This window comes from Culturomica sp., assembly GCF_003524185.1.
Lineage (GTDB): Bacteria > Bacteroidota > Bacteroidia > Bacteroidales > Marinifilaceae > Culturomica > Culturomica massiliensis.
The window spans coordinates 202,945-226,257 of the sequence record NZ_DOED01000033.1; the positions used below are offsets into that span (position 1 = coordinate 202,945).

Genomic DNA, 23,313 nt, shown 5'->3' on the forward strand with positions numbered 1-23,313 from the left:
TCTCTTTTTTGGGTGGTATCACCTGGAATCGAACCAGGGACACAAGGATTTTCAGTCCTTTGCTCTACCGACTGAGCTATGACACCGTCTTTTTGCGTGTGCAAATGTAGATACTTTTTCTGAAAATGCAAATAAAATGAAGAATAAAATGAAAAATATTTTTCTGAAAAAAATATTGGTTTTTTTTATTTCTGATAATTAATAATTTAGTTTATATTTGCTGCGGTAGAGGAATTCCGGATTCTTTTTTTGTAACTAAAAAAAGCAGGCCTGCGTATCTTTCTACATGTTTTACTAATTTAATTTTTTTATTGTGAATATTTTTGTTGCAAAAATGAGTTCTACCACCACTGGGGAGGACTTGGCTGCTCTTTTCGGAGAGCATGGGACAGTAACTTCTGCAAAAGTTATTACTGATCGTGAAACCGGTAATTCGAAATGTTTTGGTTTCGTTGAAATGGAAGACGAAACAGAAGGAATGAATGCTATCAATGCTCTCAATGAAACAGAATTCCAAGGCAGAAAAATTGTTGTGAAAAAAGCACGGCCGAGAGAAGAAGGAGAAGAAAGAAATTATCACAGACCTTTCCAGAGAAACAACGGAGGAGAAAGAAGATTTAATTCTCATCATTGATTGGTGAAAGTAATGTTAAGCTGTCCGGAAGAAGTTCCGGACAGTTTTTTTATATCTTAAATTCTGCCTGTGATTTGCTGATCTTTTACTTTTCTGGCTTTTGGTGTATTGATTTTTACATATATTAAAAAAAAGGAACAAAAAGTAGCAGGTCGCTGATTAAATTTTTATATTTGACAGAAAAATTGAACGTTTTAATTGCAGATTTTAAATTGACGATTTTGGACTAAAAGAATTCGATAACGAATCAGTTTGCCCAATAATTTAAAATTTACAATCTAAAATTTACAATTTATATGAAGGTTTTAATCGTGCTTTTATTTTTGATTTATCATTTTAATTCTTCTTTTTTACAAGAAAGGGATGTGCGTATAATCTAAAATCGTGAATCGTGAATCGTAAATCGTGAATCGTAAATCGTGAATCGTAAATCGTGAATCGTAAATCGTAAATCGTAAATCTAAAATCGTAAATCTAAAATTAAGGCCTTCTTTATTTCAGGTGGTGTTTTAAAAAGTGCTAATTTAAAAATTTGTGGTATGAATTTTATTTACAAGCAACTACTTTTTTGTTTTTTACTGATCGGTTGTTTGTCTGTGTATGGGCAGCAGCCGGAAGAAAATGTGGTTTGGCAGGAAAGAGACGGAAAGTATTTTTTGGCGGATGCCGATGGTAATGCTTTGAGTTCTGCCGTGTATGATCAGTTTGGGGATTGGCTCGGCGACCGGGCTTGGGTGAGAAATGATCAGAAATTCGGTATTATCGGTAAACAAGGGCAAGAGATGTTACCGGTTGTTTATGAAAATTTTATACTGGATTTTACGGAGAGCGGTTTATTGGCTAAACAAAATGGGAAATGGGGATTTATAGACTGGAAAGGGGGAGTGGTTATTCCTTTCCAATATGATTTTGTGACGGATTCGTATTCGAATGGGTTGATAGGTGTAAACGTGGGGGGAGAGAGTACGGATAAAAGTATCAGGGGTGGCAAATGGGGATTTGTAAATAAGAAAGGTCGTATTATTTGTGTACCTAAATATAGTTATGTCGGTTCAGATTGTCAGGACGATGTGATTTGGGTGAATGCGGGAGGGTCGATTGATGCAGAAGGAAATGTTACCGGCGGGAAATTCGGACTTGTCAATGCCGCTGGCAAGGAGGTTGCGTTTTTAAAGTATGACGATGTGGCTGCAGCACGTCAGGCTTATAGGGAATCTTTGGAGAAAGTGAGGTGGAAAAAGAACGGAACTAAATTTGCTTTGTATGATAAAAAGACGGGGAAAATGGTTTCCAAAACTTACGATAAATATTGGGAATGGTCCGGAGACCGGGCGATTGTTTCCAATAATCAGAAATTCGGTTATATCGATAAGAACGGAAAGGAAATTGTCCCGGTCATATACGACGATATGAAGCTGAAGCATACGGAGGAAGGAATATTGGCTAAAAAAGACGGGAAATGGGGATTCGTGGATTGGCAGGGACAGCCTGTTCTGCCTTTTCAGTACGATGTCCTCAGTAATATATTGGATAACGGATTGGTGGCCGTAAATATCGGAGGCCAGGCTGTTAATAATCAAGGCACCATAGACGGAGGATTGTGGGGGTATATTGATATACATGGCCGGGTCATTGCTCCTGTAAAATACAATTATGTCGGCTCTCAATGGACGGACGGTATGGTTTGGGTCAATCTGGGAGGAAAAATAAATGTCGGGGATAATTCTGTATCCGGCGGGAAATTCGGGCTTATTGACACGACCGGTTTGGAGGTTGTGCCGGTATTGTTCAGCGGTGACCAGCAGGCTCGGGAAGCATTGCAGAAAGGATTGGGAAATTTATTCGGAATAGGAGATGTCATTCCGGATCAGGTATGGGATTATTAAAAACAAATAGAGATAAAATCAGACTTATGAAAATCATATTTATATTTTTGGCGTATACTGTTTTTTTTATGAATATTTCCTGGGGGCAGGAAAGCGGATCTAAATATCGCCGGAGTTCTTTATATACAATGCTGATAACTCATCCTTCGGACAAATTCGGAAAAGATATAGAGGACGTATTTATCTCTATGCCTACTCCGGATAAATTCGATAATCATGATTTGAATGTAAAAACGGTGCAAAGCCCTTATAGGCATAAAGCCAAACGGGGAGGAACGAATGAAGAATGGAGTACCCTGACGACTTTTTTGGATAGTAATGCCGTAGCCAGACGTGTGGTTGCCAAGTGGTTCAACCGGGATAAAAGAAACGGAACTTTTGATATGAGTCTGGTGGCTTACCGGGGACATTACAATGCTTCCGAACTGGATGTGCAACTGGCTAAAGCCAGTGTGCGGGGAACGGGGCTTTTGGCTGACGCCGGAGAGGAGTTGGTCGGAAATACGTTTATTATGGTCAATGACATCCGGTATGTGGATAAAGAAGAAAGAGGAAAAATGTGGGGGTCCATATTGCAGGGGATCGGTGAAATAGCTGGGGCCGCGGTAGGAGGAGATACAGGAGAAGCGATTACTTCCCTGGGGAATACGGCACAGGATTTTGCCAATATGATCGCCGGTTTCAGGGTTATCGTTACCTCTTATCTGTATCGCTTGGAATGGAATGAGGAGGTTGCCAATACATTTTACCAGGATTATTATACGGACGCTTCCTCCTTGGAGCCTCATAAAATAGCTGCTTTTCAGCAAGACCGGACGACATTCAGGTTGAAATATATCGGGCATCAGATTATCGATAGCGGTAAGACTTCGATGAACGGGATCGAAGCTGCCAATAACGATGCTTTGAAAAGTCAGATGATTCGTAAAGTTTGTACCCGTGCCCTGGATAAATCGATTGTCGAGTTGCAAAAAGAACACGAAGAGTTCAAAGTGAAAGTGCCGATTTTAAAAGTAGAGCCTTATATTGCGGCACAGATTGGTTTGAAGGAAGGGCTGACCAGTAAATCGAAATTTGAGGTGTTGGAGCAATATCAGGATGAGAACGGCCGCACCCGCTATAAAAGAGTCGGTGTCGTAAAACCGGAGGGAACGATCTGGGATAACCGCTATATGGCTGTGGAAGAAAAAGCAAGCGGAGCAAATCTGAATGAAACCCGTTTCAAGAAGGTGAGTGGCGGTACTTTTTATCCCGGGATGCTTTTGAGGGAGATTAAATTCAAAAAGAATTAGATGTTACAATATGAAATGAACCGTCGTCAGGCGGTTCATTTTTTGTATTTTGCTTTTAGGAAGGCCAAAAGAACTTTGTGCAGCAAAATTGCTTCCCGGTATTCCGGATCGGTCATGTCCGGATTTATTTCAACTGCATTGCAAGCTTCGTTGACCTGTTCGTCGCTGTCGATAAACTCCGGGAAATTTTCTTCCAGCCACAACATATCCGCTATCTGCATTTTACCGATACATTCGAGTGCCAGGTTGCGGGCTTCCAGCCTGTTGTCGTCCCGGTATTTTTTCAGGAATATTTCGATGATGGCATCGGTAAAATAGTCGCTGAAATAATGCAACAACAGCAACCTGCGTTTATAGTGTTCGGGAGAAGTCCGCAGGGAGTCGTTTAAAACCGAGCCGAGTCCGGTGTAAGCCAATTCTGCTGTTTCGATACTGTCTTCCTCTTCTTCGTCAAGTTCGAGCAGCAGTATTTTAAACAAGGTATCGCTGTATTGGTCTTGCAAATCATAAGTAATGCTGTCGTGGTAATAGTCTTGCCGGTGGTGCATAACTTCCCGAAGGGACGAGGTTAAAGCTTTCCGGTTACCTTCTTCACAATAGTGTTGAATTTCTTCCAATAATAATTTCAGGTCTTTCATCGGTTCTGTTTTCCGTATTGATCGAAAATGTATTTTATTCCTTTGTGGCACTGAAATTTGTCCAGCCTTGTGCTTTCAGTTCGAACGAATTGCCATCCCGGGTCCTCAATTGGTAACCCTCTGCTACCGGAGTCGTATGTCCGACGACACTGATATGCGGAAGTGACGTTACTTGGTCGAAAACTTCCAGGGGAACCGTAAATAATAATTCGTAATCTTCTCCTCCGGATAAGGCGCAGACCGTGGCGTTCATATTCAGTTCTTCCGCCATTTTATAGGTCTGGTAGTCGATGGGGATTTTTTCTTCATAAAGTTTACAGCCGATACCGGAAGCTTTGCAGATGTGCATGATTTCGGAGGATAACCCGTCTGAAATATCGATCATTGCCGTGGGGTGTATGTGTTTTTCCCGTAATGTCCGGATAATATCGACACGGGCTTCGGGTTTCAGTTGCCTTTCCAGAATATATTCGTAACCTGAAAAATCCGGTTGTACAGCTTGCTCATTGCCGGAAAAGACCGTTTTTTCCCTTTCCAGCAGTTGAAGCCCCATGTAGGCGGCTCCCAGATCTCCGGTGACACAGATCAGTTGGTTTTCCTTGGCTGTGTTGCGGTAAACGATTTGCTCTTCGTCCGCTTCTCCGAGAACGGTAATGCTGATACACATACCGGTTTTGGAGGATGTGGTGTCTCCCCCGATCAGATCGACGCCGTACTTCTCGCAGGCCAGGTATATTCCGGAATACAGCTCTTCGACACTTTCCAGGGAAAAGTGATTGGAGAGAGCGAGGGAAACGGTGATTTGCCGGGCGGTGCCGTTCATAGCACAAATATCGCTGACATTGGAAGCGACGGCTTTATATCCCAGATGCTTCAAAGGAGTATAGGTCAGATCGAAATGAATCCCCTGAATCAGCATATCCGTACTGACCAATATTTTTTTTGAGCCGTAATCCAATACAGCGGCATCGTCTCCGACACCTTTACAGGAAGACGGATTTTTCAACTGGATTGTTTTGGTAAGATGTTCGATTAATCCGAATTCACCTACTTCAGATAATTCCGTGTATTTTGCCATAATTGAAAATTAAAATAAGGTATTACAAAAGTAATGTAAAAAAAGAAGGGTACAATATAGTTAATCTTTATCCTGTAATAAAAATAATTGACGAGAGGTTCAAAGGAATAAAGGATGGCTGTGTTAAATATATTTTGTAATTTTGCAGGGATTAGCATAAAATGAAACAGAAGAATATGGCTAAAGAACAAGACGATATATTGCAGGAAGTTACCGGGAGCGACTATAAATATGGTTTTGTAACCGATGTGGAGACGGATACAATCGGGAAGGGATTGAGTGAAGAGGTGATCCGGACGATTTCGGCAAAAAAAGAGGAACCGGAGTGGTTGTTGGAATTCCGGTTGAAAGCTTACCGGAAATGGTTGACGATGAAAATGCCGGCTTGGGCACAACTGGATATTCCGGAGATCGATTACCAGGATATTATTTATTATGCTGCTCCCAGGCAGGAAGCCAAAAAAGAATGGGAGGATGTGGACCCGGAATTGAAGGCGACTTTCGATAAGCTGGGGATTCCTTTAAACGAGCAGAAGACATTGGCAGGTGTGGCTGTCGATGCTGTTATGGATAGTATCTCTGTAAAAACGACGTTTAAGGAAGCGTTGGCAGAGCGGGGGGTTATTTTTTGCTCGTTTTCCGAGGCCGTGAAAAACCACCCGGACTTGGTCAGAAAATATCTGGGAACGGTTGTTCCGTACAACGACAATTTTTTTGCTGCGTTGAACTCTGCTGTTTTCAGCGACGGTTCTTTCGTGTATATCCCCAAGGGAGTGCGTTGCCCGATGGAGTTGTCTACTTATTTCCGGATCAATGCGGCTAAAACGGGTCAGTTTGAACGGACGTTGATTGTTGCCGAAGACGATTCTTATGTCAGCTATCTGGAAGGATGTACCGCCCCCCAGCGGGATGAGAATCAGCTCCATGCTGCAATTGTAGAGATCGTGATCGAGAAAAATGCGGAAGTAAAATACAGTACGGTACAGAATTGGTATCCGGGGGACAAGGAAGGCAAAGGCGGAATATATAACTTCGTGACCAAGCGGGGGATATGTAAGGGAGAAAACGCCAAATTGATTTGGGCACAGGTAGAAACCGGATCGGCTATTACCTGGAAGTACCCGAGTACAATTTTGAAAGGAGACGGCTCTGTCAGCGAATTTTATTCCGTAGCAGTAACCAATAACTACCAACAGGCCGATACAGGTACTAAAATGATACATATCGGAAATAACACCCGTAGCCGGATTGTATCGAAGGGTATTTCGGCCGGTTATAGCAGCAATTCCTACCGGGGAAAGGTCAAGGTCGTGAAGACCTGTCAAAATGCCCGGAATTATTCCCAATGCGATTCCTTGCTGTTAGGGGATAAATGCGGTGCTCATACCTTCCCTTATTTGGAAATTGAAAATCCGACGGCTCAGGTGGAGCATGAAGCTACTACATCTAAAATCGGAGAAGATCAGATTTTTTATTGCAACCAGCGGGGGATATCGACAGAAGATGCTGTCGGCTTGATAATAAAAGGATATGCAGGGGATGTGATCAATAAAATGCCGATGGAGTTTGCCGTAGAAGCCCAGAAGTTGTTGCAGATCAGTTTGGAGGGCAGCGTAGGATGAGGTATTTAAACGCAGAAAGAGAATAGAAATGATAATATATTGAAAGGAGAAAAAGAAAAGTCATTTTCGATTTTCAATTTTCAGTTTTCAATTGAACAGCTATGTTAAAGATAAAAGATTTACATGCCGTCGTTGACGGAAAAGAAATATTGAAAGGGATCAACCTGGAAGTGAAAGCCGGCGAGGTACATGCAATCATGGGACCTAACGGAGCCGGTAAGAGTACATTATCTGCTGTTTTGACGGGACGTGAGCGGTTTCAGGTGACACAGGGGGAGATTGAATTTAACGGGAAAAACTTACTGGAATTGCCGGCTGAAGACCGGGCAAGAGAGGGGATTTTTCTGAGTTTCCAATATCCGGTAGAAATACCGGGAGTGAGTACGGTTAACTTTTTGAAAACAGCGGTCAATGAGCATCGTAAATACGAAGGTTTGCCGCCTTATCCGGCCGGTGATTTCCTGAAAATGATCCGGGAAAAAATGGAGTTGGTCGGTATCGATAGTAAGTTGTTGAACCGTTCCCTGAATGAAGGCTTTTCCGGAGGGGAGAAAAAAAGAAATGAAATTTTTCAGATGGCCGTACTGGAACCCAAACTGGCTATTCTCGACGAAACGGACTCCGGTTTGGATATCGATGCGTTACGTACCGTCGCTCAAGGTGTGAATAAATTGAAAAGACCCGATAATGCGACGATCGTCATTACTCACTATCAACGTTTGCTGGATTACATCGTACCGGATGTGGTACACGTATTGTATGACGGTAAAATTGTAAAGACGGCCGGAAAAGAATTGGTGGCTGAATTGGAAAAATACGGTTACGATTGGATTAAAAAGGGGTTATAAGCGACGGGGTAGGCAGAGTGTCGGTTTAACTCGAAATTTGAATGTTTATGGCTGAAATTGAAAAAATAAATAATGATTTTGTAAATCTTTTCCGGGAAGGACGTCCTTTGCTCGAGAACGGATGCGGAAAAGCGATGAACGTTTGTAGGGAAGAAGCTTTTCGGCATTTTGAAGCGCTGGGAGGTGTCCCGTATAAAACGGAAGATTATTGGTATACCGATTTGTCGTCGGTGTTGGGACTGGATTACAAAATCGTATTGAAGTATATAGCGCAGGATGTCGATTTGAAGGAGGTGTTCCGCTGTGCGGTTCCGGATCTTTTGACGAATCTTATATTGACGGTAAACGGTTGGTATTTCAAAGAAAATGCGCCGATAGAGATACCGGAAGGGGTGATTGTTTGTGGCTTGCAGGAAGCGGGCGTCAAATATCCGCATCTGTTGGAGTCTCACTATAACCGTTATACTCCTGCAGCGGCAAAGGATGGCATGATTGCTTTGAATACGGCTTTTGCCCAGGATGGCTTGTTTGTATATATTCCGAAAAATACAGTTGTCGAGCGCCCCTTACAGGTCGTGAATCTGTTGCGGGCAAAAGCTGATTTGATGGCTTTCCAACGAAATCTGATTGTGGTGGAAGCCGGTGCACAGGCTACGATGCTGGTATGCGACCATACGCTTTCGGACAATCGTTTCCTGATGAATAATACAACGGAAGTGTATTTGGGGGAAGGAGCTCATCTCGATTATTATCAGGTGCAGAATCAGCATTTGGGGGCCTCTCAAATTAATTCGTTGCTGATTTCCGAGCAGCGTAACTCTGTTTTTGAAAGTAATCTGGTTACATTGTATGGGGGAATGATCCGGAACAACCAGTATGTTGCCCTGAATGGAGAGGGAGGGGAATGCCATTTGTATGGAATTTATATCTTGGATAAAAGCCAGCATGTCGACAATTACTCTTATATAGACCATATTGCACCTCATTGTACCAGTAACGAGCATTTTAAAGGTGTATTGGACGATGCTTCTGTTGCTAATTTCTCCGGTTGTATCCGTGTGGAGCCCGATGCTCAGAAAACAGAGGCTTATCAGGCAAACAATAATCTGCTGCTGACAGATACGGCGAGGGTGAACACAAAACCGCAATTGATCATCGATGCCGATGATGTGAAATGCAGTCACGGAGCGACGGTCGGACAAATCGATGAAGAGGCGATGTTTTATCTTCGTTCCCGGGGAATCAGTATGGCAGAGGCCCGGATGATGATGATGTTTGGGTTTGCCCATGACATTGTGCGCCGGGTGAAGCTGGAGCCGTTGCGGGTAAAGATCGATGATTTGATCGATAAGCGTTTCCGGGGTGAATTTTCCAAATGTTATAATTGCCTGATGCAATGTAAGAAGTAGATCAATGAGAAACTTCGGTTTTCAAATTTTGTAAGATGTTCGATATTTGTAAAATAAGGGCCGATTTCCCGATTTTTCAGGAAGAGATATATGGGAAGCCGTTGATTTATCTGGATAGTGGAGCTACCAGCCAACGTCCCCGTCAGGTCGTCGATAAAATGACCGAGTATTACTTGCGTTACAACTCGAATGTGCACCGGGGGGTACATTATTTAAGTAATATATGTACCGATGCCAATGAGGAAGCCCGCCGTGTTGTTCAGCAATTTGTTCACGCTGCTTCGGAAAAAGAGATTATTTTTACCCGGGGAACCACGGAAAGTATAAATCTGGTTGCATATACCTTTGGGGAGGCTTTTATCGGGGAAGGAGATGAAATTTTGGTGACGGAGATGGAACACCATGCCAACATCGTTCCCTGGCAGATGTTGTGTGAACGCAAAGGTGCAAAATTAAAAGTGGTCCCGTTTAACGAGGCGGGGGAGCTCGACTTGGCGGCCTTTGAGCGTTTGCTGACCGATCGGGTAAAACTGGTGGGAGTTGCTTATGTTTCGAATGTATTGGGGACGGTGAATCCGGTGGAGACGATCATCCGCAAGGCACATGCCGTCGGAGCCCGGGTTCTTATCGACGGGGCTCAGGCTGTACAGCATATCGCTGTGGATGTACAGGCTTTGGATTGCGATTTTTTTGTTTTTTCCGGACATAAGATATACGGACCGACCGGAGTCGGTGTTTTATACGGTAAGGAAGAATTACTGGAGCAGATGCCTCCTTGGCAGGGAGGGGGAGAGATGATCAGGGAGGTACGTTTTGAGAAAACGACTTATAACGAGCTGCCTTTTAAATTCGAAGCCGGAACCCCTGACTTTATCGGAATTATCGGTTTAGGTGAAGCCTTGAAATATGTGAATGCGATCGGTTTGCCGGAGATAGCTTCCTATGAGCATGCATTGCTGGCCTATGCCATGCGGCAGATAAAAGAGGTTCCGGGAATGCGTATATTTGGAGAGGCTGTCTGTAAGTCGTCGGTTATTTCTTTTGCCGTAGGGGATATTCATCATTCAGATATGGGCGTTCTGTTGGATAAGATGGGGATTGCCGTGCGTACCGGGCAATTGTGTGCCGAGCCGGTTATGCAACATTACGGAGTAACGGGGATGGTACGGGCTTCTTTGGGAATGTATAACACGGAAGAAGAAATCGATATTTTGTGCGGAGGTATAAAAAGAGTCGCCAAAATGTTCGGTATCGGGTAAAACTGTTGTAATTTTGTTGAAATTTGAATTACCGGATCCGGAATTTGTAAATAGAATGAAGACAATAGAAGAAATAGAGCGGGAAATTACCGAGGAGTTTTCGGTTTATGAAGATTGGATGGACAAGTATGCTTATCTGATCGAAATCGGGACGGCAATGCCCGATATGGCTGAGCAGCATAAAACGGAAGATAATCTGATCAAAGGGTGTCAGTCGAGAGTATGGTTTCATGCGGAAATGAAAGATGGATTGCTTTACTTCACGGCGGATAGCGATGCGATTATCACCAAAGGGATTGCCGGATTACTGATCCGGGTGTTTTCCGGACAAAAGCCGGAGGATATCGTAAAGGCCGATTTGCATTTTATCGATGAGATCGGGCTGACACAGCATTTGTCGCCGACCCGTTCAAACGGACTTTTGTCCATGGTGAAGCAGATAAAGATGTACGGAATTGCTTTTTCCGCCGGATAATGCAGAAATTATCGTATTAAAAATAGTATAAACCTGACTGTATGGCAGCGAGCTTGATAAGAGATTTGATCATCGAGAAATTATGTACGGTCTATGATCCTGAAATTCCTGTTAATGTCTGGGATTTGGGCTTGATTTATAATATAGAGTTCCCCAAACCTTCGGAAGTGATTATCGAAATGACATTGACAGCCCCCGGTTGTCCTATTGCTGATGAGATCGTGCAACAAGTGCACGATGTTGTGATGGAAATCGAAGGCATTAACAGTGTTACCGTCAATTTGGTTTTTGAACCGGCGTGGGGACCGGATCGGATGAGTGAGGTGGCGAAGCTGGAATTGGGGTATGATATCTGATGGAAAGGCATAAAGCCGATAAACTTTTGTAACTTTATAAATTCATTTTTGTTTTTGTTGATATTTTAACATAGATTTGCAAATTGAAAAGATGCGTTTGTAAATTTTAAGATATCTATGAGAATAAAGATGAAGCGTTGTGTGCTTGTATTGCTTGCCGTCCTTTCTTTGGCAGAGGTTACAAAGGGGCAGGATGGTAACAATGTTACTTACTACTTATCGAATTTACCGCAAAGAGTCAGAATAAATCCTTCCTATCAGCCTGAATACAAAGTATGGATCGGATTGCCGGCATTGAGTGGTATATCGGTTAATTACATGAATTCCTCTTTCGGGATAGACGATCTGATACGAAAAGGTAAAAATGATTCCTTGTATGTAGATATCGACCGCATGTATAAATCGTTGCGGAAAAATAATATCGTCAGCTTATTCAATGAAAATTCCCTTTTAACTGTCGGAATCAGATTTAAAAGTTGGTATGCCACTTTGGATATTACGCAGAAAAACGATGTCGTATTTCGTACCAGCAAAGATATTTTTACTTTTTTGAAAAACGGAAATGCTCCTTATCTGGGAAAAAACTTTGATTTGGGTGGAATTGGGCTGAAAGCGAGTCTGTATGACGAGTTCGCTTTCGGTTTGTCGAAAAAGCTGAACAATAAATGGACTGTCGGCGGGCGGGCTAAATTTTTGCTGGGTATTGCCAATGTGGATATGAAAAAGTCCAAAATAAGCGTAAATACGAAAAGCGACGGAAGCAGTCTTTTGTTGCACTCGGAGCAGGATATATGCATATCGGCACCGGTTACGCTGGATTATAAATTGAAGGATGGGTTTGTAGAATGGGACGACCTGGATGCCGATGTCGATGATTTTAATACTTCCATGGTATTGAATACGAAAAATCCGGGATTTGCTTTGGATTTGGGGGCGGAATATCAGTTTAATGAAAAAGTGAAATTCTATGCCAGTATTATAGATGCCGGTTTCATCCATTGGGGAGGGAAAGGTTACCGTTTTACCCAGAATACGACTTTCGACTGGACGGGAGCAGATGCTTCCAATAGCGGTAATTCCAACGATGAAAACTATGTTTCGATAGACGATGCTTTCGATGATATGATCGATAGCTTAAAAAATAATTTCCGTTTAAAAGAAGGAAACAGCGGATATACGACGATGTTGCATTCGAAAATGTATCTGGGTGCCACCTATGATGTACATAAGATGCTGACGGTCGGAGGACTTTTGCGGATGACGATGATGGATAAAACCTTTTATCCTTCTTTTACGGCTTCTGCCGATGCCCGTTTGTGCCGGAATGTGAGTGCTGCCGTTTCATATACGGTTATGCCGGGGAATTATGTAAATCTCGGTGTAGGAATTACAGCAAAGGCAGGACCTGTTCAATTTTATGCTTCAACGGATAACGTCATGGGGGCGAATTATACGAGTACGCAATCTTTGGGCGGACGTTTCGGTATAAACCTGTTGTTCGGTCATAAGGATAAGAAGAAAAAAGTAAAAGAGGAAGAAGTACCGGCCGAAACGGTTGTGGTACCGGTGAAAAAAACGGAACCTGAAGTGAAAAAAGATACGGTGCAGTTGGATACTACGCCGAAAGTAGAACCCCGGCCTGAGATGTTGGTAGCTCCCGAACGGGAAGAAACCATGTTGGGGGTTGGCGAGACGGGTAAGCCTTATCATGTCATTTTAGGTAGTTTCAAAAGTAAATTAAGGGCGGAAAGATTGCAGGGACGGTTGGTAAAACAGGGATTTAAAGAAGCTAAGATCATGCAGAATGAACAGGGCATGTACCGGGTAAGTGCCGTAGCTTTCAGTCAGCGTGAAGAAGCCTGGGCAAAAGTATTTGAAATCCGGGAGAAATATGCTCAGTTTTTTGATGCCTGGGCTTTGAAAGTCAATTAAATTTGTTTGTTATATAATATCCGAAAAGTTTTGGGTTGGAATAAGAGAATGTTTTGTTTCTCTTGGTTCCGGGAAAACGCCAGAACTTCTCGGATTTTTTACGCCTTTTTGCCTGTCTGCTTCTTTCTTGCCTCCCCATTTATGGGGATTTCATTTGTCACGGGAAATATGTATTTTTGGCGCGAAATAAATTGCAGGCATGAAAAATCATTTTTTGAGATTGGCCGATATTCCGACGGGGAATGAGTGTGTGATTGTCAAAGTACATGGGCATGGTAGTTTCCGCAATCGGATTGTGGAAATGGGGTTTGTCAAAGGGGAGAAAGTTACTGTAATTAAAAATGCTCCCCTGCGCGATCCGATCGAGTATAAATTGATGGACGGTCATATCTCCTTACGCCGTAGTGAGGCGGAGCTCATCGAGGTAATGGATGTTACCGGATCATGGGCAGAGCATTCGGACACTTCTGCTTATAACGGAACGTTTTCCGATGATAGTGTGAGGAATGTCATTCGGGAGAAAGCCAATACGATTGAGATCGCTTTGGTGGGTAACCCGAATTGCGGGAAGACGTCTTTTTTTAACCGTGCCACGGGATTACGGGAACATGTCGGCAATTACAGCGGGGTGACGGTAGATGCCAAAGAAGCTGTTTTTAAACATAAAGGGTACACGATCCGGTTGATCGATTTGCCGGGTACTTATTCGATTACGGAATATACGGCGGAAGAAATATTTGTACGTACGTATATAACGGATCATCATCCCGATATCGTGTTGAATATTGTAGATGCTTCGAATCTGGAACGGAATCTTTTTCTGACAACCCAGTTGATCGATATGAATATCCGGGTGGTAATGGCTTTGAATATGTATGATGAGCTGGGTAGGGAAGGAGCTGTACTGGACGAGGGCTATTTGGGGAGATTATTGGGAATTCCGATCGTTCCTACGACTGCGAGCCAGGGAAGCGGTATCGAGGCTGTACTTAGTAAAATCATAGAGGTTTTTGAAGATAAGAGCGAGGTTTCCCGCCACATCCATATCAATTACGGTGTGGAGATCGAGACTGCCATAGATAAGATAAAGGAAACGATTGTTCCCAACCGGAATATTACAGACCGTTTTGCTCCCCGCTATCTGGCTATAAAGATGATCGAAGACGACTCGATTACAAAAGAAATGCTGAAAAAGGTACCTAATTATGCCCGGATCGAGGAGGTTACCCGGAAATACATCGGAATACTCGAAAAGGAATTTAAGGAAGATACTCGTACCATTATTACCAATGCCAAATACGGATTTATCCGGGGAGCCTTAAAAGAGACTTATACGGAGGGGGACAGGGACAAGAGGCAGTTGACCAATGCCATCGATACCGTGTTGACCCATCATTGGTTGGGTTTTCCCGTATTGTTGTTGTTTATGTGGGTGATGTTTCAGGCTACTTTTTCGTTGGGGAGTTATCCTATGGACTGGATTGAGCAAGGGGTAGATGCCCTGGGGAATTGGGTGACCCATGTAATGCCTCAGGGACCTCTGAATGATCTGATTGTAGACGGTGTGATTGCCGGAGTCGGGGGGGTGATTGTGTTCTTGCCCAATATTCTCATTTTGTTCTTCTTTATCTCCCTGATGGAAGACACCGGATATATGGCCCGGGCAGCTTTTATTATGGATAAACTGATGCATAAGATCGGATTACACGGGAAATCATTTATTCCTTTGCTGATCGGTTTCGGATGCAATGTGCCGGCTATAATGGCCACCCGTACCCTGGAGAGCCGTAGGGAAAGGTTGCTGACCATGCTGATCACTCCTTTTATGTCGTGCAGCGCACGTTTACCGGTCTATATTTTGCTGGTGTCGGCTTTCTTTCCGGTGAATCAGGGACTTATATTGCTGTCGGTGTATATGATCGGAATCGGGATCGCCATTTTGACGGCTTTGGTGTTGAAAAAGCTGATGTTTCATAAAGTTTCCGATCCTTTTGTCATGGAATTGCCTCCTTACCGGATGCCGACGATGCGTAATACCCTGTTACACATGTGGGCTAAAGCCGGACAGTATTTGAAGAAGATGGGAACCATCATTTTATTTGCTTCTATCCTGATCTGGGCATTGGGCTATTATCCCCATCGTCCGGAATATGAAAAACAGAGTCCGGAGCAAATGGAAAATTCTTATATCGGGCGTATGGGAAAGGCGATAGAACCGGTGATTGCTCCGCTTGGATTCGACTGGAAAATGGGTGTGAGTATCGTTACCGGATTAGCTGCTAAGGAAATTGTCGTGAGTTCGATGGGAATACTCTATCATGTACCGGATGCAGAAGAAAACACCCAGACTTTGGCAGAAACTTTACGGAATCAGAAAGATGCGCAGGGACAATCGATATTTACTCCTTTGGTGGCTTATTGTTTCATGTTGTTTATATTGATTTATTTCCCCTGTATGGCTGTTATCGCTGCCATCCGAAAGGAAGCCGGACTGAAATGGGCCTTTTTTACCATGTTTTATACCACTTCCCTGGCCTGGCTGGTTGCTTTTTGCGTATACCAGATCGGAAGATTGTTTTAAGTCGGATTCTAAAAGGGCGGAATTATGTGGCAGCAGATCATTGTCGGAATTATTATCCTGATCGCACTTTGGGGGATGTTTAACCGTTTGTATAGGAAAAAAAAGAGAAAGAATAGAAATTGTAAGGACGGGACCTGTGAGGGATGTCCGTTAAAAGAGAAATGCCGGTCGTAGCCGGCATTTCTTTTTATGATTGGAAGGGGAGTTTCAAGGTAATCTCGTCTGCTTCTTTTTTGCGTTTGATGCGTTCTTTTTCTCCTCTGCGGAATACGTATACCAGGCCGTATTCTTCACACATATACCTTTTTTCTTCTTCGTCCTTTACACTGGAAAAATAACTCTCCACCTCATTCCATATATTCAATATCAAGGCGTCTGCTTCATCCCGGAATTGTGCAACTTCTGAACTGAAACGGGCAGAATTGGCCTGCAATCTTTTCTGAAATTCGTAGCCTTGTTTAAAGTTTTCATAGTTGACACGTACCAAAGCAATTGCTGGGCTGTAAATCGGATTACCTCCGCGGTTGTTCAGACGTTCCTGCTCTCCGGAAATAACTCTTTCCCCCCAGTTGAGCAACTCCTGTTCTGTCAATAAAGAAGGAACCTTGGAATCTTCTTCTTCCAATCCGTAATAGACCCGAGCCTGCGGTTTGAGTTCTCCCCGGGCAATCGTAAAATTCAATACCTGTATGAAATGAGAAACATATAACCGCGCTTTGCGGGTAAGTTCAGAGAATTTCTGGCTGTTTTCTATTTGTTTTTCCCGGGCTGCCTTGGAGTTGGTGATAGCCACTTCGAATTTGGGTAAAAATATGTCGATTTTTTGTTTTAATGGAAAAGAATATGCCATCATATTGATGTCATCCAGACGTTCTCCTTTACGCAAGGCCGTTTTCAAAGCCCTTATTCTCGCTGCATCTGTATTTGGTAATCTTCTGTAAGGCATGCGTTTAAATATTAAAAATCCCTTAAATACGACAATGCGAAGATATTTAAAAAAAAACAGTAAATCAATATTCGTACAAACATTTTTTGTTCTTTTTGCGCTAACGTTTGATGTGTTTGTAGTTGTTGTAAGTTTCCAATACCTTTCGTACGTAGTCTACAGCTTGCTGGCCGTCGCAATATCCATTGAAAGAAAGAGAGTCCCGGTAATATTCCGGATCGGATTTATGTTGCAGGTAGAAAGCTACGTTATTGTCCCATTTGTAAGGGTCTTTGTTGTATTTTTGCGTCAATCGCATGGCGTCTTTGACATGACCGGCGCCTACATTGTAAGAAGCCAGTGTAAATTTGATCTTCTCTTTTTCTGCTATCGGATATTGCAGAAAAATGTTATCCAGATATTTTAAATAGCGTACACCCGTATAAATGTTACTGTCCGGTTGAAAATAGTCGAATACGTTGAACATACTGGCTGTTTCCGGGATCACCTGCATTAATCCGTAAGCTCCGACCTGAGATTCCGCTTCGGGATCGAATCTGGATTCGTTGTATATCAGAGCCGCCAATAACCGCCAATCCCAATCGAGAAATTTGCTCTCTTTTTTCAGTTCTTCATCGAAAGGGGAAATATCACCTTTTTTTAATAATGTATATTTGGAAGTAGGATTGGCGGAGTTGTTGAAATACCTTTTATAAAGGTAGTTTAATTTGCCGCTTTTTTTTACCTGGATCAGCCAGCGGTTGATTTCCTCCGTTAAGGTCGAGTCGGCTGCGGGAGTAGCCCAGGCTACGGAAATACTGTTGTTCAGCCGCAATGAGTAGTCCAGATTTTTCATAGAGGTGGACAATGCTTTGGCAATATTCTCATCCATGACCGTCAGCCTGATCTCTCCGGTTTCTACGAGATGCAGGATGTCTTCGGAAGAATAATCTGTGATTTCGGAGATTTTGATGTGAATATTCAAAGAATCCTCGAGTTGCTGAACCAGTTTCCGGTAGGGGCTGTCTTTTTTGATAAAGACTGTCTTTCCGTCCAGTTCTTTCGCATCCCGGAGGATTGTATTGTTTTTATTTTGCACCAATACTTCCCCTGTTTTGAAAAAAGGGTTTGAAAAATTGAGTTTTTCTTTTCTTTCCGGAGTTTCCGTCATGCTAACGGCAATCAGGTCGAATTTCCCTTCTTCGAGGTGGTGGATGAGGCTGTCGATGTTATTATTGATTTCGACAATGTGTAAATCGATTCCTAAAAAAGAGGCGAAATCTTTGGCCAGATCGTAATGAAAACCACGGGGAATACCTTTGTAAACGTAATAATCTGTTGTGGAATAAAAAGTGGATATATCCAGATGTCCCCGGAGAAGAACTTTTTCAATAGAAGTCGGTGCCGGATAGATGAAATCCGGCTTCTTCCTCTTTTCTTTACAGGAAAAACACAGAGAAATAAGGGCAAATATTACGATATTTTTCAGTGGCATTGGGTAAAGATATAAAAAAAATGCCGAACAAAAATCGTATTCCCGGATTAATCAGTCGAAGAAATTCCAGGAAAGTCCGAATTTGAACATCCCCGGATTGATCGGATAATCCAAAGCGCTGAAATATTCACCGTTCGTGATAAAGTAGTTTACATGTTCGTATTTCAGGAAAAGATGAGCACGTTTGATGCCGAAATCCAGAAATACATCGACTTTGGGGTAGCCTCCTGTTTTTTCCTCCCGTTGGTTGTAGAATTGCATGGACGAAGGTTGGTATTTGTCGGCATAGAATTTTGTATTGTAAAATAAATCGATACCGATGACGAACTTCAATACTTTCTTAAAGAAAGCATTCTGGTAGTAATTGTGTGAATACAAAGCTACCGTAGGCAAAGAAAGTACATCTTCCTGGGTGCTTTTCTGCACGTATACCGTTTGATCGAAATGAAAATTTCCGGCTTTGAATTTTTGTTTGCCCCACAAGGTGAGTACCATTAAATTTTTAGAACTTTGAACAGGCATGGCAGCCGTATCGAAATACACATAATCGATCGTATTGTTCCAGCCGACACCGAGTTCGGTCCGTGAACGTTCGTTGATATAACGGCCTTCGACACTGAATGTTTTTATGTTGCTGAAATTATTTTCCCAATAGTCGTGGTTGCCGATATAGCGGGAGAAAAAAGGATTGACAGTTTTGGACTCGATAGACGCATCGACTCTGATATAGGAACTGCGGTCTTTCCTGAGATATTGACGCAAAAATCCCTCTACGGTAAAATTACCGATATAATCTCCCAGTAGACAAAGCCTGACGGCTGCATCGAAATTGAATAGTGCAGTTGTATCGACATTGAATAAGCCGCCCGTCAGCCAGGTACCCGTATAAAGGTCTTTGCCCCGGTTATTGATCGTATCCAGCGAGGTACGTCCGGTGTAATCCAGGTATTCGAAGTCCAATCCGGCATATATGCCCGGCAGGTATTTGTATTTAGGGTGTTCATTTACAACAAATTTACTGCTCAGATTATAGAGACGGTTGCTCTGCATGTCGGCACTTTTTACCGTGTCCAGATAAGTATGGGGGAAAAAGTCGCGGTTGACACTCGCTTCTTTAAAACGATGCACATTATCCTCAACTTTTACCGCCAGAATGGCTTTGGCCGGATAAGTGATCGTTGTGTCTTTGCTGCGGGCCACTTCTTTTTCTTTTCCGATGTTGTATTGTACTTGCGTGTAGAAATTGAAATTCCGGTAACTATTGGTCGTATTGGACAGATTGACCGGAATATTCTCAGCGTTGATGGTGGTGTCGCGGATGTATTTTTTATCTACGATACCTCCGTTTTCATTGAATTTTCCGTTGTTTTGATTGATAAAGAAATTGACAACCCATCTTTCATATTCATAAGAAGAGAAAAAAGATACATTGTAAGCTTTTGCTTTTTGATTCATGTAACGGCCATCACTGGATATCAGGTTGTAACGAAAACCGGCATTCCAGTAAGGACGAATGTTTTGGGAATGCCAGATGTCCAGAAAAGTTTCGTTTTTCCCTTTACCGCCCCCGGTTTTGTAAGTCAGTTGGGTAAAAGGGGTGGTGGTATTGAAATTCAGTGCATCCACGGGTTTAAACAGATAGGCACGGATATTGGTAAGCGGATAAAAATCTTCTTCTTTCGCCCGCTCGATATAAATATCGGAAATATACGGGGAGGGGAAATTTGCTAAATACGTGTTTGCAATACTTTTTCTGAAAATATAATTGTAATTGTGCGCGTTGTCTAACGTGGTATCCAACGGAATATCTTCGGTGTAAACACCGTCGTGCCGCCATTGCCAGGTTTTTCTGAAATGCGGTATATTAGGCGTTTTTACAGAATCTCTGTGAGAAATATCAGGACTGTTGCCGTCTCTTGTGCCTGCCGGGTTCTGGAGTCTGCTTTGAGCGAATCCGCTCAAATGGAGGGCACCGAAAATCAGTATGTAAATTAATTTTTTCATCGTCGCAAATATACGTAAACTTTTAAAACTCTCATAAATTACTTACTTTTGTGGCTTAAAATATAAATGCATATCATATGGATACAAATCATCACATCTCCGAAACGGAAGATGAAGTCAAATCGCTGAATTTTATTGAGCAAATTATTGAAGAGGAAATTGCCGAAGGTAAGAACGGCGGCCGGGTTCATACCCGTTTCCCGCCGGAGCCTAACGGGTATCTTCACATCGGGCATGCCACTTCGATTTGTCTGAATTTCGGACTTGCTGCCAAATATAACGGAAAATGTAATTTGCGTTTTGACGACACCAATCCCGTAAAAGAGGATGTCGAATATACGGATGCAATTCAGGGAGATATTAAATGGCTGGGGTTTGAATGGGACGGAGAGGTACGTTATGCTTCCGATTATTTTCAGCAATTGTATGACTGGGCGGAGCAGATGATAAAAGAGGGGAAAGCTTATGTGGACGATCAGACGGCAGAGGAGATCAGTGCCGGGCGTAAAACGATCAATGAGCCGGGAGTGAACAGTCCTTACCGGGAGAGAAGCATAGAAGAGAATCTGGACCTTTTCCGCCGGATGAAGAACGGGGAATTTAAAGAAGGTTCGAGGGTATTGCGGGCGAAAATAGATATGGCTTCTCCGAATATGCTGATGCGGGATCCGATCATGTACCGTATTATATACAGTAGCCATCATCGTACCGGAGATAAGTGGTGTATTTATCCGATGTATGATTTTACACATGGACAAAGCGATTATCTGGAAGGGATAACTCATTCCATATGTACGTTGGAGTTCGAAATCCACCGTCCGTTATACAACTGGTTCCTCGATCAGTTGACGGATACGGAATACCGCCCGCGGCAGATCGAATTTGCCCGTCGTAATCTGAATTATACCGTAATGAGCAAACGGAGGTTGCTGGAACTTGTACAGAAAGGATATGTTGCCGGTTGGGACGATCCCCGGATGCCTACGATATGCGGATTGAGGCGGCGGGGATATACGCCGGAATCGATTCGGGCCTTTGCCGAGAAAGTCGGCGTTGCCCGGCGCGAGATTGTTGTGGATATGGCCTTACTCGAATTCTGTGTACGGGAGCATCTGAATAAAACCGCACCTCGTGTCATGGCTGTTTTGGATCCGGTGAAGGTCGTTTTGGATAATTATCCGGAGAAAGGGGAGTTGGTGGCTATCGAGAACAATCCCGAAGATCCGGCTGCCGGAGTCAGAATGGTGCCCTTTTCCAAAGAGCTGTACATCGAACGGGATGATTTTATGGAAAATGCACCTAAAAAATTCTTCCGTCTGACCCCGGGAGGAGAAGTCCGTTTAAAAGGTGCCTATATTATAAAATGCGAAAGTGTTGAAAAGGACGAAGCCGGAAATATTACGCTGATACATTGTACTTGTGATATGGAAAGCCGTAGCGGTAACGGTACGGAGGCCAGCAACCGGAAGGTAAAAGGTACCTTGCATTGGGTTTCTGCCGCCGATGCTGTGGATGCTGAAGTGCGCCTGTACGACCGTTTGTTTAAAGACGAAGATCCGGCAGGACACAAGGATGTGGACTTTAAAGAGTTTATAAACGAAAATTCTTTGAAGATCATGAAGGGATGTAAGCTGGAACCGGGCCTGAAAGAAGCCGAACCGGGCGATCGTTTCCAGTTCCAGCGTTTGGGATATTTCTGTGTAGATAAAGATTCCCGCCCGGGTGAACTTGTGTTCAATCGGACGGTGGCTCTGAAAGACACCTGGGCCAAACAACAGAATTAAAGCAACGGGAGGTCTGAACGGTGTGTTGAAATCCGTTCAGGCATCCTGTTTTTTGTGGTGTAGTTTATATTATAACCGATGAATAGAATATTAGAAGAAATTAAGTCCTATGTGATAATCGCATTGGGGATGCTGATGTATGCCTTCTCGGCGACAGCTTTTCAGATTCCGAATAAAATTGTCGGAGGAGGTGCTACCGGTGTGGGTACTGTTATTTACTATCTGACAGACGGTCTTATCCCCGTCGGTGTCAGTTACTTTTTAATCAATGTGGTTTTGATTTCCATTGCCTTGAAGGTACTGGGACCTAAATTCGGGATCAAATCGATCTTTGCTATCTGTGTCGGTAGTTTCCTGTTGGGAATTTTGCAGCCTTTGTTTCCGGAGTCCCTGGTCTCCGACCGTTTTATGTGTGCTGTTATTTCCGGTATCCTGACGGGAGCCGGAATCGCTTTGGCGCTGGCACAGGGAGGAAGTACCGGGGGAACGGATATCGTGGCTATGTTGGTGACCAAGTACAGGAATGTGAGTCCCGGGAAAATGATTATGTATTGTGATTGCGGAATCATCGCTTCCAGTTTACTTATCAATTTCAACATCGAAGGTCTGATGTACGGTTATGTGATGATGGGCGTGGTGTCGTTTACGGTCGATTTCGTGCTTACGGGGAAAAAGCAGTCTGCTCAATTGTTTATCTTTACCGAGAAATACGAGGAGGTCGCCGAGCGGATTACCGAACGTTTTGTGCGAGGCGTGACCGTTGTCGATTGTACCGGCTGGTATACCGGACAGGCTAAAAAAATGCTGATTATAGTCGTTCGTAAAAATGAAGCGATCGAAGTGCTGAAAATTGCAAAAAGAGTCGATTCGAATGTGTTTATGACCATGAATACGGTAATGGGCGTGTTCGGCAAAGGATTTGATGAGGTGAAAGGCGTAAAGTGATGTGTTACGACTGAATCAATATTGAAATGCAGCGGAAATTTCCGCTGCATTTTTGTATTTTTATGCTTATGTAATTCATTTCTGATTTACGATTTATGGTACTTCTTTCCGCTTTTCCTTTTTTCGTCTTGTTTTTCTGTTCAAAAAGTC

At 43.1% G+C, this 23,313-nt stretch carries 19 protein-coding genes and 1 tRNA gene; 14 read left to right on the forward strand and 6 right to left on the reverse strand.

Annotated elements, in window-relative coordinates; all coding sequences use genetic code 11:
* Positions 1-13: 13 nt before the first annotated feature.
* Positions 14-86: transfer RNA gene (locus DD657_RS12025), tRNA-Phe, on the reverse strand.
* Between the two features lie 227 nt (positions 87-313).
* On the opposite strand from DD657_RS12025, the gene rbp reads away from it, so the two are divergent.
* The 3 genes from rbp to DD657_RS12040 all read left to right on the forward strand — a co-directional run bounded on the left by rbp (position 314) and on the right by DD657_RS12040 (position 3,812).
* A complete protein-coding gene (rbp, locus tag DD657_RS12030; protein WP_068691826.1) occupies positions 314-634 on the forward strand; it encodes an RNA-binding regulator in 321 nt (106 codons plus the stop codon).
* Positions 635-1,173: 539 nt separating this feature from the next.
* Positions 1,174-2,520: a WG repeat-containing protein gene (locus DD657_RS12035; RefSeq protein ID WP_021986806.1), complete on the forward strand. Its 1,347-nt coding sequence runs from the start codon at positions 1,174-1,176 to the stop codon at positions 2,518-2,520.
* A gap of 26 nt (positions 2,521-2,546) precedes the next feature.
* Positions 2,547-3,812, forward strand: coding sequence for a hypothetical protein (locus DD657_RS12040; protein ID WP_021986805.1), 1,266 nt, complete (start codon positions 2,547-2,549; stop codon positions 3,810-3,812).
* A gap of 35 nt (positions 3,813-3,847) precedes the next feature.
* Here DD657_RS12040 and DD657_RS12045 read toward each other — a convergent pair whose 3' ends face one another.
* Both DD657_RS12045 and thiL read right to left on the reverse strand, forming a co-directional pair.
* On the reverse strand, positions 3,848-4,450 hold the full coding sequence (locus DD657_RS12045; protein ID WP_021986804.1) for a hypothetical protein: 603 nt from the start codon (positions 4,448-4,450) through the stop codon (positions 3,848-3,850).
* A 34-nt stretch (positions 4,451-4,484) separates the two neighbouring features.
* Positions 4,485-5,528, reverse strand: coding sequence for a thiamine-phosphate kinase (thiL, locus tag DD657_RS12050; protein WP_068691828.1), 1,044 nt, complete (start codon positions 5,526-5,528; stop codon positions 4,485-4,487).
* 176 nt (positions 5,529-5,704) lie between these two features.
* Between thiL and sufB the strand changes: the two genes are divergently transcribed.
* The 9 genes from sufB (at position 5,705) to DD657_RS12095 (ending at position 16,184) form a co-directional block, all read left to right on the forward strand.
* Positions 5,705-7,150 (forward strand): Fe-S cluster assembly protein SufB, encoded by a 1,446-nt coding sequence (gene sufB / locus DD657_RS12055; protein ID WP_021986802.1) that lies wholly within the window; start codon positions 5,705-5,707, stop codon positions 7,148-7,150.
* Positions 7,151-7,251: 101 nt separating this feature from the next.
* Entirely contained in the window at positions 7,252-7,998 is a 747-nt protein-coding gene (gene sufC / locus DD657_RS12060) for a Fe-S cluster assembly ATPase SufC (protein WP_118774496.1), read from the forward strand.
* A 47-nt stretch (positions 7,999-8,045) separates the two neighbouring features.
* A complete protein-coding gene (gene sufD / locus DD657_RS12065; protein ID WP_068691830.1) occupies positions 8,046-9,407 on the forward strand; it encodes a Fe-S cluster assembly protein SufD in 1,362 nt (453 codons plus the stop codon).
* Positions 9,408-9,442: 35 nt separating this feature from the next.
* Complete coding sequence (locus DD657_RS12070; protein ID WP_287050019.1) at positions 9,443-10,666, forward strand: aminotransferase class V-fold PLP-dependent enzyme; 1,224 nt, start codon at positions 9,443-9,445, stop codon at positions 10,664-10,666.
* Between the two features lie 55 nt (positions 10,667-10,721).
* A complete protein-coding gene (locus DD657_RS12075) occupies positions 10,722-11,141 on the forward strand; it encodes a SufE family protein (RefSeq protein ID WP_068692423.1) in 420 nt (139 codons plus the stop codon).
* Between the two features lie 41 nt (positions 11,142-11,182).
* Entirely contained in the window at positions 11,183-11,497 is a 315-nt protein-coding gene (locus tag DD657_RS12080) for an iron-sulfur cluster assembly protein (protein WP_021986797.1), read from the forward strand.
* Positions 11,498-11,614: 117 nt separating this feature from the next.
* A complete protein-coding gene (locus tag DD657_RS12085; protein ID WP_287050020.1) occupies positions 11,615-13,429 on the forward strand; it encodes a DUF5723 family protein in 1,815 nt (604 codons plus the stop codon).
* A 199-nt stretch (positions 13,430-13,628) separates the two neighbouring features.
* Positions 13,629-16,010, forward strand: coding sequence for a ferrous iron transport protein B (gene feoB, locus DD657_RS12090; protein ID WP_187373432.1), 2,382 nt, complete (start codon positions 13,629-13,631; stop codon positions 16,008-16,010).
* Between the two features lie 24 nt (positions 16,011-16,034).
* Positions 16,035-16,184: a FeoB-associated Cys-rich membrane protein gene (locus tag DD657_RS12095; protein WP_021986794.1), complete on the forward strand. Its 150-nt coding sequence runs from the start codon at positions 16,035-16,037 to the stop codon at positions 16,182-16,184.
* A gap of 13 nt (positions 16,185-16,197) precedes the next feature.
* On the opposite strand, the gene DD657_RS12100 is transcribed toward DD657_RS12095, so the two are convergent.
* The 3 genes from DD657_RS12100 to DD657_RS12110 all read right to left on the reverse strand — a co-directional run bounded on the left by DD657_RS12100 (position 16,198) and on the right by DD657_RS12110 (position 20,434).
* Positions 16,198-16,956, reverse strand: a complete 759-nt coding sequence (locus DD657_RS12100) for a hypothetical protein (protein WP_068691834.1) — start codon at positions 16,954-16,956, stop codon at positions 16,198-16,200.
* 100 nt (positions 16,957-17,056) lie between these two features.
* Positions 17,057-18,430 carry an MltF family protein gene (locus tag DD657_RS12105; RefSeq protein WP_068691836.1) on the reverse strand — a complete coding sequence of 458 codons (1,374 nt, stop codon included), beginning with the start codon at positions 18,428-18,430 and terminating at the stop codon, positions 17,057-17,059.
* A 51-nt stretch (positions 18,431-18,481) separates the two neighbouring features.
* Positions 18,482-20,434, reverse strand: coding sequence for a putative porin (locus DD657_RS12110; RefSeq protein WP_287050021.1), 1,953 nt, complete (start codon positions 20,432-20,434; stop codon positions 18,482-18,484).
* Positions 20,435-20,511: 77 nt separating this feature from the next.
* Here DD657_RS12110 and DD657_RS12115 point away from each other — a divergent pair, with 77 nt between their 5' ends.
* Positions 20,512-22,218, forward strand: a complete 1,707-nt coding sequence (locus tag DD657_RS12115) for a glutamine--tRNA ligase/YqeY domain fusion protein (protein WP_068691840.1) — start codon at positions 20,512-20,514, stop codon at positions 22,216-22,218.
* A gap of 78 nt (positions 22,219-22,296) precedes the next feature.
* Positions 22,297-23,163 (forward strand): YitT family protein, encoded by an 867-nt coding sequence (locus tag DD657_RS12120; RefSeq protein ID WP_287050022.1) that lies wholly within the window; start codon positions 22,297-22,299, stop codon positions 23,161-23,163.
* The last annotated feature ends 150 nt before the right edge of the window (positions 23,164-23,313 follow it).